We start from the raw sequence: 15,431 nt of genomic DNA on the forward strand, positions 1-15,431 counted from the left end.
TAAAGAGATAAAAATTTTTGTTTTAAATTAATATAATATATAGTTTGACATTTTCAAGTATTAATTAATATTTAATTCAGGATTATTTATATGAGTATATATCAGAGATATTTATCTAAATCTTTGATTTTTTTTTCTAGCTTAATTTTTTTAATAGTATTTTTCTTAGAAAGTAACTTGGGATTTAAATTGTTTTTTAATATTACTAATTATTTTTTTTTGGGGTTAAAAAAAGAATCAATATCAGGTAATTGGCGTGATTTTACATTAAAAAACATTACTTATAATTTTTTTGGGACATCTATTAAAGCTACTAGTATTCATATATTAATTGATCCAACATCTTTATTTAAAGTACATAAAATTTTTAAAAAAATTGAAACAAAAAACTTAATTTTTTTATTTAATAAAAATAATTTATTTTCGTTAAAAAGAGAATCTTTTAAAAAAAATATATCAGAAAAATATATTTTTTTTAGTAATTATATTATTTTAAAAAACATTTATTCTGATAAAATTTTACTAAAGTCACATGATATTAATATACTTTTATCAAATGTTAATAGTGGAGTAAAATTAATTAATAATAATTTTACTATACTTAGTACTTATGTTGATTCTATTTCTTTAAACTTAAAAAAAAATAATCCAAAAGACTTTTTAAATAAAAAAAATATTTTTAATAAAAAAAAAATAAATAATTTTTTATCTTTTCTTTCATATCGTAAAAATTTTTCATTTCCAATAAATATAAATTTAACATCTATACAATGTAAAAAAATGAATTTTTTTCATTATCAATTTAAAAATATTTTATTTCGAGGAAGTGTTAATAGTCAATTTAAATTTAAATTAAAATTTAATGATTTTTTTAAATGTAATTTATATGGAAAAGTATTATTAAATAATTTAAATCATCCTATATATATTAATCTATATATTCATCGTTTATTATTTCCAATTAAGAAAAATTTAATATTTGCTTCAAAAAATTTTAATATAACTTTAAAAGGTACCATTAATAATTATTACGTATCATTAAAAAATATTATTAATATACCAGGTATGCCATCAGTTATTTTAAATATTTTCGGTGGTGGAAATTTAACAAATATTTATTTAAATCAAATTCATTGTACTCCATTTTTTAAAAAATATAAAAATAATAAATTAGTTGGTTTAAATAAAGAAAATAATGATCAATATATTTCTAAAATAAAAGGAAATATTAATATATTAAATAATTTTAAAAAAGGAATAAATAGTATTAATATTCCTAGTTTTAATGTAAAAGCTAATATAATAGATAAAAAATTATTAGTATTAGGTGCTTTATACTACAATCAAATTAATGGTATACAAATACCTAAAATAAGTTTTTTTTCAGGAAAAAATAAAGGCTTTTTAGCAGGATCAATATCAAATTTAATTAATATTAATTCGTCTATCAATGCTAACAATTTAGATTATTTTATACCTAATTTAAAAGGTGCAATTACATCTACATTCAATATATATGGTTTTTATTTTTCACCTATTGTTTCTGGTTTAGTTTTAGGAAATAAACTAAATTGGAATAATATGATTTATTTAAATAGTTTTAAAATGCTCATTAATATAAATGCTAAAAAAAATATTTCTTTCACTATGAAAAAAATAAAGTTTTTGAAATTTTATTTAGATTTTTTAAATGTTAAGTTTCATTGGAATAAGATGAATCAAAATTTTTATTTTTATTTAAAAAATAAAAATTTCACTATAAATTTTATTGTAAATGGAAAATTTAATTATCAAAAAAGATTTTGGAAAGGTATTTTTAAAAAAATAAATATTTCAACTTTTAATAAGCAATGGATTATAAATAATCATCCAGTTGTATTTTTATATAATTATAAAAATATAGAAATAAATAAAAAAAACGAAATAAAATATAAAAATTCTATTTCTTCTAAAATTCGTATAGTTAAAAAATTTTTATATTCGTCTATTTTAAACTCATCTATTAATTTTAAAACTAATTTATTTTTTCAAACAAAATTTATATCAACAACTAAAAAAAAGTTTTCTAATATAAAAATATTTTTACATGCTAATAATATAAAATTACAAAAAAAAATAAAAAATAAATCTTTTTTTAAAAAAATATCTTGTTTTAAATTATTTGTAAATTTTAAAAAAAATAATCTTATCACTCATTGGGCGATATATCCATTAAAAAATAAAAATAAAAGATTATTTGGATTTTTAAATGTATTTGATTTTTTTCATAAACAGAATATACAAGGTAAATATTTTTTATTGAATTTTCCTTCTTCTATTTTAAATTTTTTTATTCCACATTCAACAATAATAGAAGGAACATGTATTGGTAATATAAAGTTTTTAGGCACTTTATATCAGCCTCATATATCGGCTGATATTCATTTAAAAAATTTTTATATTAAAAGTAATAAAATACTAAAATATATTGTTTTGTTTTTTTATCCTTCTTTAAATTTAATTAAATATGTTAAAATTAATCAATCAATTTTTATAAAGCAAGGAAATGTATTATTTAAATTATATTCAAATCCAAAAAATAATCTTCTTCCTTCTTTAGAATGGAATATTTTTTTTAATAGTGATCATGTTCTTTTTTTTGTACTTCCAAAAATGAAATTAAATCTTTGTTCTCAATTGAATTTACATTATTTTTTATTAAAATATGATTTAATTGGATATTTAAAATCTCATTTATTTTATTTTAAAATTGATGAAAAAAATTTTATTTTTTGAAAAAATAAACTAAAAATAAATTTTTATATATTTTTTTTATTTTTAAATCGATCATATGAAGAACTAATTTCTAATTTTGCAGCTTGATGATTACCCCATCCTATAATTTTTGTCCATTTTTCTGTTTCTATTTTTTTATAATATTTGAAAAAATGTTCTATTTGTTTTTTTAATAACTCTGATATATCTGAAATATCATTAATACATTCATATGTTGTACAAATTTTACTTGTTGGAACAGCTATGATTTTAGCATCATCTCCTGATTCGTCTTTCATCTGTAACATTCCAATAGGTTTACAGTGAATAATTGAATGAGATTGTATAGGATATGGAGATGGCACTAAAACATCTAACGGATCACCATCCATAGATAATGTTTGGTTAATATATCCATAATTACAAGGATAAAACATTGGTGTAGATATAAAACGATCTACAAAAAGAAAGCCTGATTCTTTGTCTACTTCATATTTAATAGGAGATGAATTAGATGGTATTTCAATGATAACATATATATCATTTGGTATATTATCACCTGCAATGATTTTATTATAATTCATTGATATGTACCTTTTTATATTTTTTTATATAGTTATTTATAAATTAATATTAATATATCTTACTTATATATTATATATATTATTTAGGAGTTACAAATGAAATTAATTCATCAAATTAAAACTGAAGAAAATTTATTAATCAATACAGTAAAAAATACCCTGCAATTAGCAAAGCAAACAACTAATTGTTCTATTGAAGTTTTTATTAAAAAAACAATAGGAATTAATGTTAATGTTAGAAATAATATTGTAGAAAATATCGAGTTTAATAGTGATGGTGCACTATTTATTACTGTTTATAATAAGTTTGCTAAAGGTAGTGTTTCATCTACAGATTTTAGTGCTAATAGTATTAAAAAAATGTTAGAAATTGCTGTAGATATTTCTAAAAATTCTTCTTCTGATTTTTTTGTGGGATTACCAGATCTAAAATCACTTTGTTTTCATGCTAAAGATCTTAATTTATTTCATCCTTCTGAACTGAATATTAAAAATGGAATTGATTTTGCTTCTATAGTAGAAAAAGAAGCATTTAAATTTGATAAAAGAATTGTTAATAGTGAAGGGAGCTTTTTTAGTAATCATATTACTATAAATGTTTTTGGAAATAGTTTAGGAATGTTAGAAAAATATAAGTCTACTCTTTATTCAGCTTATAATTGTATGATTGCAAAAGAAAAAAATTCAATGCAAAGAGATTTTTATTATTCAACTGCTAGAAAAATAGAAAATTTAGAAAAACCTGATATTTTAGGTAAAAAAACTGCACAACGTGTTATTGCTCGATTATTTCCTAAAAAAATTAATACTATGAAAGCTTCAATTATATTTTCAAGAGAAATATCTGCTAATTTTTTTTCTCATCTTATAACGGCTATTAGTGGTGATAACGTTTATCGTAAATCTACTTTTTTACTTCATGATTTACAAAAAAGAATTTTTCCTACTTGGTTGAATATTTTAGAGAATCCACATATCCAACAAGGATTAGGCAGCAAACCATTTGATAATGAAGGTGTAACAACTTCTGTAAAATATATAGTTGAAAATGGAATATTAAAAACTTGGTTGCTAAATAGTTATAATGCTCGTAAATTAGGATTAATTAGTACTGGGAATTCTGGAGGTATTTATAACTGGTTAATTTCGCATAAAAATATATCATTTCAAAACTTATTAGAAAATATGAATATCGGATTATTAGTAACGGAATTAATGGGACAAGGAGTAGACATTGTTAGTGGAAATTATTCACAAGGTGTAATGGGTTTCTGGGTTGAAAATGGGAAAATTCAATATCCAGTAAATGAAATTACTATATCTGGTAATTTAAGAAATATGTGGTGTAATATTCTTAGTATTAGTAATGATATTGATATTAGAAATAATATTCAATGTGGTTCTATATTAATATCTGAAATGCAGATTTCAGGAAATTAGTTTTTATTTTTAATAAATTAATCTAAGTAAAAAGGTAATAAATTTATTACCTTTTGAAATATTTTATTATTGATAATTATAATTATTTTATGTTAAGAAGTTGACTGATAAGCCGGGTTCTGTTTTTAAACAGTCATTCATCTAGATTAGCAATTACTTGCTAATTCAAGCAGTCTACCCAGGTTTTTTTTTAGTACGAGCAACACTTAATAACCTATATTTGACTTTGCTCCAGGTGGAGTTTACCATGCCATAAATTGTTACCAATTATGCGGTGTGCTCTTACCACACCTTTTCACCCTTTCCATTTTTAATAATATATCTTTAATATTAAGTTTGGTGGTTTTTTTTCTGTTGCACTAGTCATAAGTTCGCACTTTCCAGGTGTTACCTGGCACCTTGCTCTATGGAGCCCGGACTTTCCTCTCTTTAGTGAATAACTACTAAACAGCGACTGTTTTAGTCAACTTCTTAAAAATATTATATGTTATTTTAATAATAATGTCATTTTTCTTTGTTTTTTATTGCATATTGATATAAATTATTTTTATTAATTTTATGGATTTTAGAAGTAATAAATACTGATTGCTTTAGTGATAGAAATTTTTTTAATATTGTAAAAGTATTGATTATCTTATCTGAAGGATTTATGCTTTTTAGTTCTTTATAACCATCTATAATAATAACATTTTCTCCTTTCTTATGACGATTTACATCTGATTTTATCCAAGAAAGCATTAAACTAGCTTTATTTCCATGAATTATTTCCCATTTTTTTGTTATTTCTCTAGCAATTACTATATGTCTATTTTCTCCAATTTCATTTATTATATCTTTAATAGTTTCAATTATTCTATGTTTTGATTCATAGCAAATAATTGTTCGTTTTTCTTTTTTTAAAGAACATAATAAATCACGTCTTAATTTTTTTTTAGAAGGAAGAAATCCTTCATAACAAAAACGATGAGTAGATATTCCAGAAGCGCTTAATGCAGTAATAGCAGCGCAAGGTCCAGGGAGAGGAATAATTTTAATGTTAAATAAATGGCATTTTTTTATTAGTAAATAACCTGGATCATTGATTACTGGGGTTCCAGCATTAGATACTAGAGCAATGTATTTTCCTTTTTTTAGTATATTAATTAAATGATCAGTTTTTTGAACTTCGTTATCTTTGCTAAAAGATATTAAAGTATTTTTTATATTGAAATGTTTTAGTAAAATATTAGTATGTTGAATATTTTCACAAGCTATTAGATTAACTTCTTTTAATGTTTCTAAAGCACGATAAGTAATATCAGATAAATTGCCAATAGGTGTTGGTACAATATAAAGAATTCCAGTATTTTTAAATAAACTCACTTTTTTATCCAAATATATTTTATATTTATTTTAATGAAAACAATTAATTATTTATTATATAAATAATATTAAATTTAATAAAATTTATTATTAATAAGGAAAGTGAGTGAAAAGAGTTGTTATTACAGGATTTGGTATTATTTCTAGTATTGGAAATAATAAACAAGAAGTTTTAACTTCTTTATATCATGGTCGTTCCGGGATAACATTTTCAGAACAAATGAAAGAATTAGGTATGCGTAGTCAAGTATGGGGAAATATTAAGTTAGACCATAAAAATTTAATAAGTAAAAGAGCATCTCGTTTTATGACTGATGGCTCTATTTATGCTTTTTTATCAATGGAACAAGCTATTAAAGATGCTAATTTAAAAAATAAAGATTATCAAAAAAATTCTCGTGTTGGATTGATTGTTGGTTCTGGAGGAGGTTCTCGTAAAGACTATTTAAAAGATATAAATATTGTAAAAAATAGTTATAGTTTTCGTTCTTTAAGTCCATATACTGCAATTAAATCTATGACGTCTGGAATTTCGGCTTGTTTATCAACTATATTTAAAATTTACGGTGTAAATTATTCTATTAATTCTGCTTGTTCAACTTCTGGACATTGTATTGGAAATGCTTTTGAATTAATTAAATCTGGCAAACAAGACCTTATTTTTGCAGGTGGTGGAGAAGAAGTAAGTTGTGAATTAGCTGCTGAATTTGATTCGATGAAAGCACTTTCTTCAAATTTTAATAAAACTCCTATTAAAGCATCTCGTGTATATGATTTAAATCGAGATGGTTTTGTAATATCAGGTGGAGGAGGAATTTTAGTTATTGAAGATTTAAATTCTGCTATTTCTCGTTCTGCTAATATTTATGCTGAAATTATTGGATATGCTGCAACATCTGATGGTGATAATATGGTTATACCTTCTGGAGAAGGTGCTTTAAGATGTATGAATTTAGCAAAAGGTAACAAACAGTTATCTATTGATTATTTAAATGTTCATGGAACATCAACTAAAATTGGTGATTTAATTGAATTAAAAGCAATTGAAAAATCTTTTTCAAATGAAAAAAAACCAATGATTTCAGCAACAAAATCTATCACTGGTCATTCTTTAGGGGCATCTGGAGTGCATGAAATTATTTATACTTTATTAATGTTACAATATAATTTTATAGCTCCTTCAATTAATATTGAAATATTAGAACCTCATGCAAAAAAAATGAATATTATTCAAAAAACTATTTCTAAAAAAATTACGACTGCAATGTCTAACAATTTTGGATTTGGAGGAACTAATGTTTCTTTAATATTAAAAAAATACTAATTTTTTTATAAAAATAAATATTATTTAAATTATGTATAAAATATTAATATTATTAATACAATAAAAAATATATTTTATATCTTTATTAAATTTTTACTACCTTAATAACAATGGTGATATATGAATCAGTTAGAATTATTAAGAAAATTTACAACAATTGTTGCAGATACAAGTGACATAGATTCTATTTGTAAATATAAACCTGAAGATGCAACTACAAATCCGTCTTTAATATTGAAAGCAGTAAATTTAAATACCAATCAAAAGTTTTTGAATCAAGCAGTAAAATATGCTAAAAAAAAGGGTGGTTCAAAAAAAGAGCAATTAGTAAATGCAAGTGATAAAATTTTAGTTGATCTTGGGGTGGAAATTTTAAAATATATACCGGGTTATATTTCGAGTGAAGTAGATGCTCGTTTATCTTTTAATCAAGAAAAATGTATTTTAAAAGCAAAAAAAATAATTAAAATGTATGAAGAGCAAGGTATTTCTAGAAAAAAAGTATTAATTAAATTAGCAGCTACATGGGAATGTATAAAAGCAGCAGAAGAATTAAAAAAAGATAATATTTTTTGCAATTTAACTCTTTTATTTTCTTTTGCTCAAGCACGTGCTTGTGCAGAATCTAATGTATTTTTAATATCTCCCTTCGTTGGTCGTATTTATGATTGGTATATAGCTCAAAATTCAACATTAAATTTTTCTTATAACGAAGATCCCGGGGTTCAGTCTGTTTGTAAAATATACAATTTTTATAAAAAACATAATTATAAAACTATTATTATGGGTGCTAGTTTTCGAAATATTCAACAAATTTTATTATTATCTGGATGTGACCGATTAACTATTTCTCCTGACTTATTAAAAGAACTTGAATTAAATAATACAGTATTTAATAGAAAATTAAATCCACCTACTACTTTTTCTAAACCACCTGCCCCTCTTATTGAATCAGAATTTAGATGGGAACATAATCAAGATGAAATGGCTGTCCAAAAATTGTCAGAAGGTATAAGAAATTTTGGAAAAGATCAATTTCTTTTAGAGAAAATCATTTCAAAATTAATATAAATATTTAATAAAATATTGATTTATTTTTTACAAAATTAGAATTTGGGAAAAATCTATGTCTTTAGAAAAAGAATTATCGAACGCCATTCGTATGTTAAGTATAGATGCAGTTCAAAATGCAAAATCGGGTCATCCTGGTATGCCAATGGGTATGGCTGATATTGCAGAAGTATTATGGAGAAATTTCTTAAAACATAATCCAAAAAATCCTAAATGGGATAATCGAGACCGTTTTGTATTATCTAATGGTCATGGTTCAATGTTACTATATAGTTTGCTACATCTTACTGGATATAATTTATCAATAGAAGAAATTAAAAAATTTAGAACACTCGATTCTAAGACTCCAGGACATCCTGAAATAGAAGAAACACCAGGTGTTGAAACTACTACTGGTCCATTAGGTCAAGGTTTAGCAAATGCTGTGGGAATGGCTATTGCAGAAAAAACATTAAGTTCTTATTTTAATCGTTTAAATTTTGATATAGTAAATCATTATACCTGGGTATTTGTAGGAGATGGATGTTTAATGGAAGGAATCTCACATGAAGTTTGTTCTTTAGCTGGAACTTTAAAGTTAGGAAAATTAATTGTTTTCTATGATAGTAATGGTATTTCAATAGATGGGAAAATATCAAATTGGTTTACAGATAATACAGTAATGCGTTTTAAGTCTTATAATTGGCATGTAATAGATAAAGTTAATGGTCATGATTCCTATTCTATTATGAATAGTATTAAAGAAGCAATGTTTATAAAAGATAAGCCTTCTATTATTATTTGTAAGACGATTATTGGTTTTGGATCTCCTAATAAATCAGGTACATCAGAATCTCATGGTGCTCCTCTTGGTGAATCTGAAATTATTTTAACAAGAAAAAATTTAAAATGGAATTATTTACCTTTTGAGATTCCTCAAGAAATCTATAAAAAATGGAACTTTATTAAACAAGGGTTAGAATTAGAAAAAGAATGGAATAAAAAATTTGCTTTATATAAATCAAAATATCCTGAACTTGCAGAAGAGTATTTAAGACGCTTTAAAAAAGATTTACCTATAACATGGTATAAAGAAAGTAATGAGTATATTACTAAATTACAGAATAATCCTAAAAATATCGCAAGTCGTAATGCTTCTCAAAACACTTTAGAAAAATTTGTAAAATTATTGCCTGAATTAATAGGTGGATCAGCAGATCTATCTCCTAGCAATTTAACTCTTTGTTCATCTTCTAGTTCTATAGCAGAAAATCCATCAGGAAATTATATTCATTATGGTGTTCGTGAATTTGGTATGACTGCAATTGCTAACGGTATTGCACATCATGGTGGGTTTATTCCGTATACTTCAACATTTTTAATGTTTGTTGAATATGCAAGAAATGCTGTTCGTATGGCTGCTTTAATGAATACTAAACATATTTTTGTGTATACCCATGATTCTATTGGTTTAGGTGAAGATGGTCCTACTCATCAACCAATAGAACAATTAGCTAATTTAAGAATGACTCCTAATCTAGATGTATGGCGACCTTGCGACCAAGTAGAAACTGCTATAGCATGGAAGTTTGCAATTGAGAAGAAACAAGGACCGACAGCATTAATCTTATCACGTCAAAATTTATCTCAGTTTCATAGAAATAAAGAACAATTAACTAATATTTCATATGGTGCGTATATATTATATACTTCTAAAGAACCTATTGATGTTATTTTTATATCAACCGGCTCAGAAGTCGAAATTACTTTACTAGCTGCAAAAAAAATTATTTCTTTAGGCTATTCTGTGCGTGTAATTTCAATGCCTTCTAACAATGTTTTTGATAGACAAACAAATGAATATAAAGAATGTATACTTCCTTCTTATGTTGCTAAAAGAATTGCAATAGAAGCAAGTGCAAAAGATTTTTGGTATAAATATGTAGGAATAAATGGTTTAATTATTGGTATGGAAACTTTTGGAAAGTCAGCTCCAGCTGATGTTTTATTTAAACAGTTTGGTTTTACTGTAGATAATATAGTTAACAAATCAAAAAATTTTTTAAAACATTAATTTTCTAACTATTAGCAATAGTTGTAAGGGGCTTTAAGCCCCATTTTAATAATTTTTTAAAAATATTTCAAATTATAAAAAAATATTTTAAAGAGAAAAATATGACTTGTTCAGTAACTGAATTGGCAAAAAAATTAATTCGGATTCCATCTATCAGTCCAAAAGATTTAGGTTGTCAAGATATTATGATAAATTTTTTATCTAATCTTGGATTTAAAATAAAAAAAATTAATATTAATGATACAAAGAATTTTTGGGCGACTAGAGGATCAGGAAAAACTTTAACATTTGCAGGTCATACCGATATAGTATCACCTGGAGAATATAAAGATTGGAATAATAATCCATTTGATCCTATAATACAAGATGGTGTTTTATTTGGTCGAGGCGCATCAGACATGAAAGGTGCTTTAGCTGCTATGCTAATAGCATCAAAAAGATTCATAATAAAATATCCTGATTACAAAGGTCGTTTATCTTTTTTAATTACTTCAGATGAAGAGTCTTCTGCTATTGATGGAACAAGAAAAGTAGTAGATTATTTAATATCTAAAAGAGACATAATTGATTATTGTATAATAGGAGAACCTACCAGTTCTAATAAAATTGGTGATTTTATAAAGAATGGACGACGTGGCTCTTTGACAGCAGATTTAAAAATTTTAGGTATTCAAGGACACATTGCATATCCTCATTTAGCTGATAATCCAATTCATAAAGGATTGCCTGTTATTCTGCAATTATTATCTGTTCCATTAGACAAAGGTAATAATTTTTTTCCCCCAACTAGTGTAAATATTTCCAATATTCATGCAGGTAATGGAAGTAATAATATAATTCCCGGTTCTTTATTTGTACAATTTAACTTTCGTTTTAGCAATGAAATATCTGAAAATCAAATAAAAATAAATTTTTTAAAAATATTAGAAAAAAATAATATTAATTATTCTATAAAATGGCATTTATCTGGACTTCCTTTCATTACAAAAAAAGGATTACTAACAGATACTGTAATTAAATCTATTTTAAATATTACCAAAAATAAACCGATTTTATCTACAGATGGTGGCACTTCAGATGGACGTTTTATTGCTAAATTTAATGCACAAATAATTGAATTAGGTTTAATTAATAAGACTATTCATAAAGTTAACGAATGTGTAAAAATATCTGATTTAAAAATATTAACTTTAATTTATGAAAATATTATGAAAAATTTATTCGTATAAAACATTAATAACTTATTAATTATTCAAATATAAATGATGCAGAAAATCTTTTAAGATAATCTGCACCTGTTTTTTAGCATATAAATAAAGTTTTTTATATATTTCTTATCTAATTAATTTATCTAATTAATTTATACAGGAGGAAATATATCAATTTTATCTTTTTTTAAATCTTCTTCTGTATAAGGTATTTTATATTCTTGATCTTCAGTAGGAATATTTATTTCTTTTGGAATAATTAGTTTTTTAAATTGATTTTGATTATTTTCATTAATAAAAAGGTTATGATTTTTTTGTAAAACATTTATGTTGCAAGAAGTTACTGAAAGTATAATAAAAATTTTTAAAATGATTATTTTTTTTTTAAAAAAAAACACATTTTTATTAAAGGTTAGCATATTGAAGAGCTTTTTTAAGTTGAATCTGTCCAGAAGATGAAATTGGAGTCATTGGTAAACGAAGGGTATCATTTTTTATTAAACCCATTTTTTTAGCAATCCATTTAATTGGAATTGGATTTGGTTCTATAAATAATGCTTCATGTAATAAAGACAAACGTTCATTTATAAATCTTGCATTAATAAAATCTCCTTGTAATGCATATGAACACATTTTTGTCATTTCTTTAGCAGCAATATTTGCTGTTACTGATATTACTCCTTGACCACCTAACTGTATAAAATCTAATGCTGTTGCATCATCACCACTAATTAGTAGAAAATTATTTTTTACAATTTTTTTAATTTGATTAATTCTTGATAATTCTCCAGTTGCTTCTTTGATTCCGATAATATTTTTAAATTCAGATAAACGAGCAATAGTTGGTGGTAGCAAATCACATCCTGTACGACTAGGAACGTTATATAAAATTTGCGGTAGTTCTGTGTTTTCTGATATTGCTTTAAAATGTTGATATAATCCTTCTTGAGTAGGTTTATTATAATATGGAGTTACAGTAAGACAAGCCGAAATTCCAGATTTTTCAAATCTTTTTGTTAAAGATATTGCTTCATTTGTTGCATTTGCACCTGTTCCTGCAATAACAGGAATTCTTTCATTTGCAATTTCTAATGTTGACATAACAACTTTAATATGTTCTTCTTGACTTAAAGTAGCCGATTCTCCAGTTGTACCCACAGAAACAATTGCTGTTGTTTTATTTAATACATGATAGTCGACTAAATTTTTTAAACTAGAATGACAAATTCCGCCTGATTTATTCATTGGTGTAATTAGTGCCACCATACTTCCTGTGAACATTAGTTTTATTTTCCTTCATAAAAAATATTTTATATTTTATGGTATATTTATATAAAATTTAAAATCAATCAAATAACAATTTTAATATATTTAAATGATTTTAATGAATTTAAATTTTTTAATGTGATTAATGATATACTTTAAAGATTACTTTTGAATGTTTAATTAATATTTGTTTAGTTAGTTTTTTAAATTTGTTATATAAATATAAAATAAATTTATTAGATAATTCAAAAATATTATGTTTTTTTAAAAGTTGTAATTTCAAATTAAATACGATTAAATTATACTATTTGAATTTATTTAAAAAAAAATAAAATTTATAGTTATATCATAGATACTAATTATTTTTTATAATAAAGTTAAATTCAATTTAACTGGCTAAAATATCAAGTGAAATAAGTTAAAATATAAATATAGTTGAAAGCTATTTTATCATGCTAATAAATATATAATTTTAGTAATAAGTTATTATTTTTGATAAATTATATATTAATCAATTATCTTGTCACATTGTGCTCTAAATCTTAACATATGATCCATAATTACAATTGCAACCATTGCTTCAGTTATTGGTACAGCTCTAATCCCTACGCATGGATCATGTCGACCTTTTACAGTTATTTCTGATTTTTCATTGTTTATATTAATTGTTTTGCCTGGTATTTTTATACTTGAAGTAGGTTTAAATGCTGCTTTTAGTATAATATTTTCACCATTGCTAATACCTCCTAAAATACCTCCACAATGATTGCTGGTAAATCTATCTGGAGTAATTTCATCACGATTTTGACTTCCTTTTTGGTTGATAACTGAAAAACCATCTCCAATTTCTACTCCTTTGACTGCATTAATACTCATTAATGCATGTGCTAAATCTGCATCTATTCGATCAAAAACTGGTTCTCCAAGTCCTACAGGAATGTTTTCAGCAACAATAGTTATTTCAGCTCCGATTGAATCACCTATTTTTTTTAATTGTTTAATTAGTTCTTGTATATTTTCAATTTTTTTTGAATTAGGACAAAAAAAAGGATTTTTATTTACTTCTTCCCATGATTCAAATGTACATTTAATATGACCTATTGTTGATAAATATGCTCTAATAATTATTCCATATTTTGTTTTAAGATATTTTTTCGCAATAGCTCCAGCTGCAACTCGCATCACAGTTTCACGTGCTGATGCTCTTCCACCTCCTCGATAATCTCTAATACCATATTTTTTTTGATAAGTATAATCAGCATGTCCTGGTCTAAATAGGTCTTTTATTGCTGTGTAATCTTGAGATCTATGATCAGTATTATTAACAATTAAACCGATACTTGTTCCTGTTGTAATTCCATTAAAGACTCCAGAAAGTATTTCAATTTGATCTGATTCACATCTTTGTGTAGTGTATCTAGAAGTTCCCGGTCTTCGTCGATTTAAATCATTTTGTAAATCTTCGGAAGATAATTTTAGACCTGGCGGAACGCCATCTACTATACATCCTAATGATTTTCCATGTGATTCGCCAAAAGTTGTTACACAAAATATTTTTCCAATTGTATTTCCAGCCATATTTTTCTTCTTTTTTATTTGTTTTATATGGAAATAACTTATATTTAAATAATATAACTATACAGAAAAAAATAAAAAAATAATTTTTTTATTAAAATATAATGATAAAATTTTTATTTTGTTGTTTTTATAAAAACTAAATTATATAATTAAAACAATATTTATTAAAACAATAATTTTAAACAATATGAATTTATTTAAGCTTTGGTAATTAATGATTATGAACAAAAATCGAGAATATACTGATAACGGTAATATTTTATTTCGTAAGTATTTAAATGGTACACGAGAAATAGTACAAGATACTATATTTCATTCAAGAATAAATAAAATAGTTAATAAAAATATAACATCAAAAAGAAAGGTTTTTGAACAAGAAGCTCATAGCTATTATTTTTCTCGTTTTCAAAACGAAAAAAATTTTTTTAAGGAAAACCCAGTTTCTTATATACGTAGTAAAAATTCAAATAATGTTTTAAAACGATTAAAACAAGGAAAATATTTGCCAGATATTTCTCTTGATTTACATGGATTAACACAATATCAAGCACAAAAAAAATTAGGTCAACTAATTACTATTTGTCAAAAAGAAAAAATTTTTTGCGCCCATATTATACATGGATACGGAAAAAATATTTTAAAACAACAAATACCTTTTTGGTTATCGCAACATCCTGATATAGTTGCTTTTCACCAAGCTCCTAGAATTTTTGGAAGTGATGCTGCGATTATAGTAATTATTGAAGTTTATAACTAAAAATAAAGTAGAAGTTTATAATTGAAGATAAAAT

11 protein-coding genes, 1 other RNA gene and 1 pseudogene are annotated in these 15,431 nt (G+C 24.0%); 7 read left to right on the forward strand and 6 right to left on the reverse strand.

From position 1 onward, the window contains the following. The first annotated feature begins 90 nt into the window (after positions 1 to 90). On the forward strand, positions 91 to 2,775 hold the full coding sequence (locus tag FQV33_RS02480) for a translocation/assembly module TamB (RefSeq protein ID WP_158348289.1): 2,685 nt from the start codon (positions 91 to 93) through the stop codon (positions 2,773 to 2,775). 23 nt (positions 2,776 to 2,798) lie between these two features. Here FQV33_RS02480 and ppa read toward each other — a convergent pair whose 3' ends face one another. Next, positions 2,799 to 3,338 (reverse strand): inorganic diphosphatase, encoded by a 540-nt coding sequence (gene ppa / locus FQV33_RS02485; RefSeq protein WP_158348291.1) that lies wholly within the window; start codon positions 3,336 to 3,338, stop codon positions 2,799 to 2,801. A 96-nt stretch (positions 3,339 to 3,434) separates the two neighbouring features. Between ppa and pmbA the strand changes: the two genes are divergently transcribed. Next, on the forward strand, positions 3,435 to 4,778 hold the full coding sequence (pmbA, locus tag FQV33_RS02490; protein ID WP_158348293.1) for a metalloprotease PmbA: 1,344 nt from the start codon (positions 3,435 to 3,437) through the stop codon (positions 4,776 to 4,778). Between the two features lie 92 nt (positions 4,779 to 4,870). Here the strand turns inward: pmbA and rnpB are convergent. Both rnpB and rsmI read right to left on the reverse strand, forming a co-directional pair. Beyond that, positions 4,871 to 5,249, reverse strand: an RNA gene (gene rnpB, locus FQV33_RS02495) — RNase P RNA component class A. Positions 5,250 to 5,282: 33 nt separating this feature from the next. Next, positions 5,283 to 6,152 carry a 16S rRNA (cytidine(1402)-2'-O)-methyltransferase gene (gene rsmI, locus FQV33_RS02500; protein WP_413462925.1) on the reverse strand — a complete coding sequence of 290 codons (870 nt, stop codon included), beginning with the start codon at positions 6,150 to 6,152 and terminating at the stop codon, positions 5,283 to 5,285. Positions 6,153 to 6,246: 94 nt separating this feature from the next. Here rsmI and FQV33_RS02505 point away from each other — a divergent pair, with 94 nt between their 5' ends. The 4 genes from FQV33_RS02505 (at position 6,247) to dapE (ending at position 11,817) form a co-directional block, all read left to right on the forward strand. Continuing rightward, positions 6,247 to 7,464 (forward strand): beta-ketoacyl synthase N-terminal-like domain-containing protein, encoded by a 1,218-nt coding sequence (locus FQV33_RS02505; RefSeq protein ID WP_158348297.1) that lies wholly within the window; start codon positions 6,247 to 6,249, stop codon positions 7,462 to 7,464. Between the two features lie 120 nt (positions 7,465 to 7,584). Then, positions 7,585 to 8,535 carry a transaldolase gene (gene tal, locus FQV33_RS02510; RefSeq protein WP_158348299.1) on the forward strand — a complete coding sequence of 317 codons (951 nt, stop codon included), beginning with the start codon at positions 7,585 to 7,587 and terminating at the stop codon, positions 8,533 to 8,535. 55 nt (positions 8,536 to 8,590) lie between these two features. After that, positions 8,591 to 10,588, forward strand: a complete 1,998-nt coding sequence (tkt, locus tag FQV33_RS02515; protein ID WP_158348300.1) for a transketolase — start codon at positions 8,591 to 8,593, stop codon at positions 10,586 to 10,588. Positions 10,589 to 10,689: 101 nt separating this feature from the next. Continuing rightward, positions 10,690 to 11,817, forward strand: coding sequence for a succinyl-diaminopimelate desuccinylase (gene dapE, locus FQV33_RS02520; protein ID WP_158348302.1), 1,128 nt, complete (start codon positions 10,690 to 10,692; stop codon positions 11,815 to 11,817). A gap of 131 nt (positions 11,818 to 11,948) precedes the next feature. On the opposite strand, the gene FQV33_RS02525 is transcribed toward dapE, so the two are convergent. The 3 genes from FQV33_RS02525 to aroC form a co-directional block, all read right to left on the reverse strand. After that, positions 11,949 to 12,215: a hypothetical protein gene (locus FQV33_RS02525; protein ID WP_158348304.1), complete on the reverse strand. Its 267-nt coding sequence runs from the start codon at positions 12,213 to 12,215 to the stop codon at positions 11,949 to 11,951. Then, positions 12,202 to 13,077: a 4-hydroxy-tetrahydrodipicolinate synthase gene (dapA, locus tag FQV33_RS02530; RefSeq protein ID WP_158348306.1), complete on the reverse strand. Its 876-nt coding sequence runs from the start codon at positions 13,075 to 13,077 to the stop codon at positions 12,202 to 12,204. The genes FQV33_RS02525 and dapA overlap by 14 nt, the downstream gene beginning before the upstream one ends. A gap of 492 nt (positions 13,078 to 13,569) precedes the next feature. Beyond that, on the reverse strand, positions 13,570 to 14,640 hold the full coding sequence (aroC, locus tag FQV33_RS02535) for a chorismate synthase (RefSeq protein WP_158348309.1): 1,071 nt from the start codon (positions 14,638 to 14,640) through the stop codon (positions 13,570 to 13,572). A 220-nt stretch (positions 14,641 to 14,860) separates the two neighbouring features. On the opposite strand from aroC, the pseudogene smrB reads away from it, so the two are divergent. Further along, positions 14,861 to 15,422: pseudogene (smrB, locus tag FQV33_RS02540) on the forward strand (endonuclease SmrB). The last annotated feature ends 9 nt before the right edge of the window (positions 15,423 to 15,431 follow it).

This window comes from Buchnera aphidicola (Aphis fabae), from assembly GCF_009069125.1.
GTDB classification, from domain to species: Bacteria; Pseudomonadota; Gammaproteobacteria; order Enterobacterales; family Enterobacteriaceae; genus Buchnera; species Buchnera aphidicola_BB.

Excerpts from the sequence above, each read along its gene's own strand:
- tkt (WP_158348300.1), top strand. The coding sequence starts at position 8,591 with ATGTCTTTAGAAAAAGAATTATCGAACGCCATTCGTATGTTAAGTATA.
- dapA (WP_158348306.1), bottom strand. The coding sequence starts at position 13,077 with ATGTTCACAGGAAGTATGGTGGCACTAATTACACCAATGAATAAATCA.
- FQV33_RS02480 (WP_158348289.1), top strand. The coding sequence starts at position 91 with ATGAGTATATATCAGAGATATTTATCTAAATCTTTGATTTTTTTTTCT.
- tal (WP_158348299.1), top strand. The coding sequence starts at position 7,585 with ATGAATCAGTTAGAATTATTAAGAAAATTTACAACAATTGTTGCAGAT.
- FQV33_RS02525 (WP_158348304.1), bottom strand. The coding sequence starts at position 12,215 with ATGCTAACCTTTAATAAAAATGTGTTTTTTTTTAAAAAAAAAATAATC.
- dapE (WP_158348302.1), top strand. The coding sequence starts at position 10,690 with ATGACTTGTTCAGTAACTGAATTGGCAAAAAAATTAATTCGGATTCCA.
- aroC (WP_158348309.1), bottom strand. The coding sequence starts at position 14,640 with ATGGCTGGAAATACAATTGGAAAAATATTTTGTGTAACAACTTTTGGC.
- ppa (WP_158348291.1), bottom strand. The coding sequence starts at position 3,338 with ATGAATTATAATAAAATCATTGCAGGTGATAATATACCAAATGATATA.
- pmbA (WP_158348293.1), top strand. The coding sequence starts at position 3,435 with ATGAAATTAATTCATCAAATTAAAACTGAAGAAAATTTATTAATCAAT.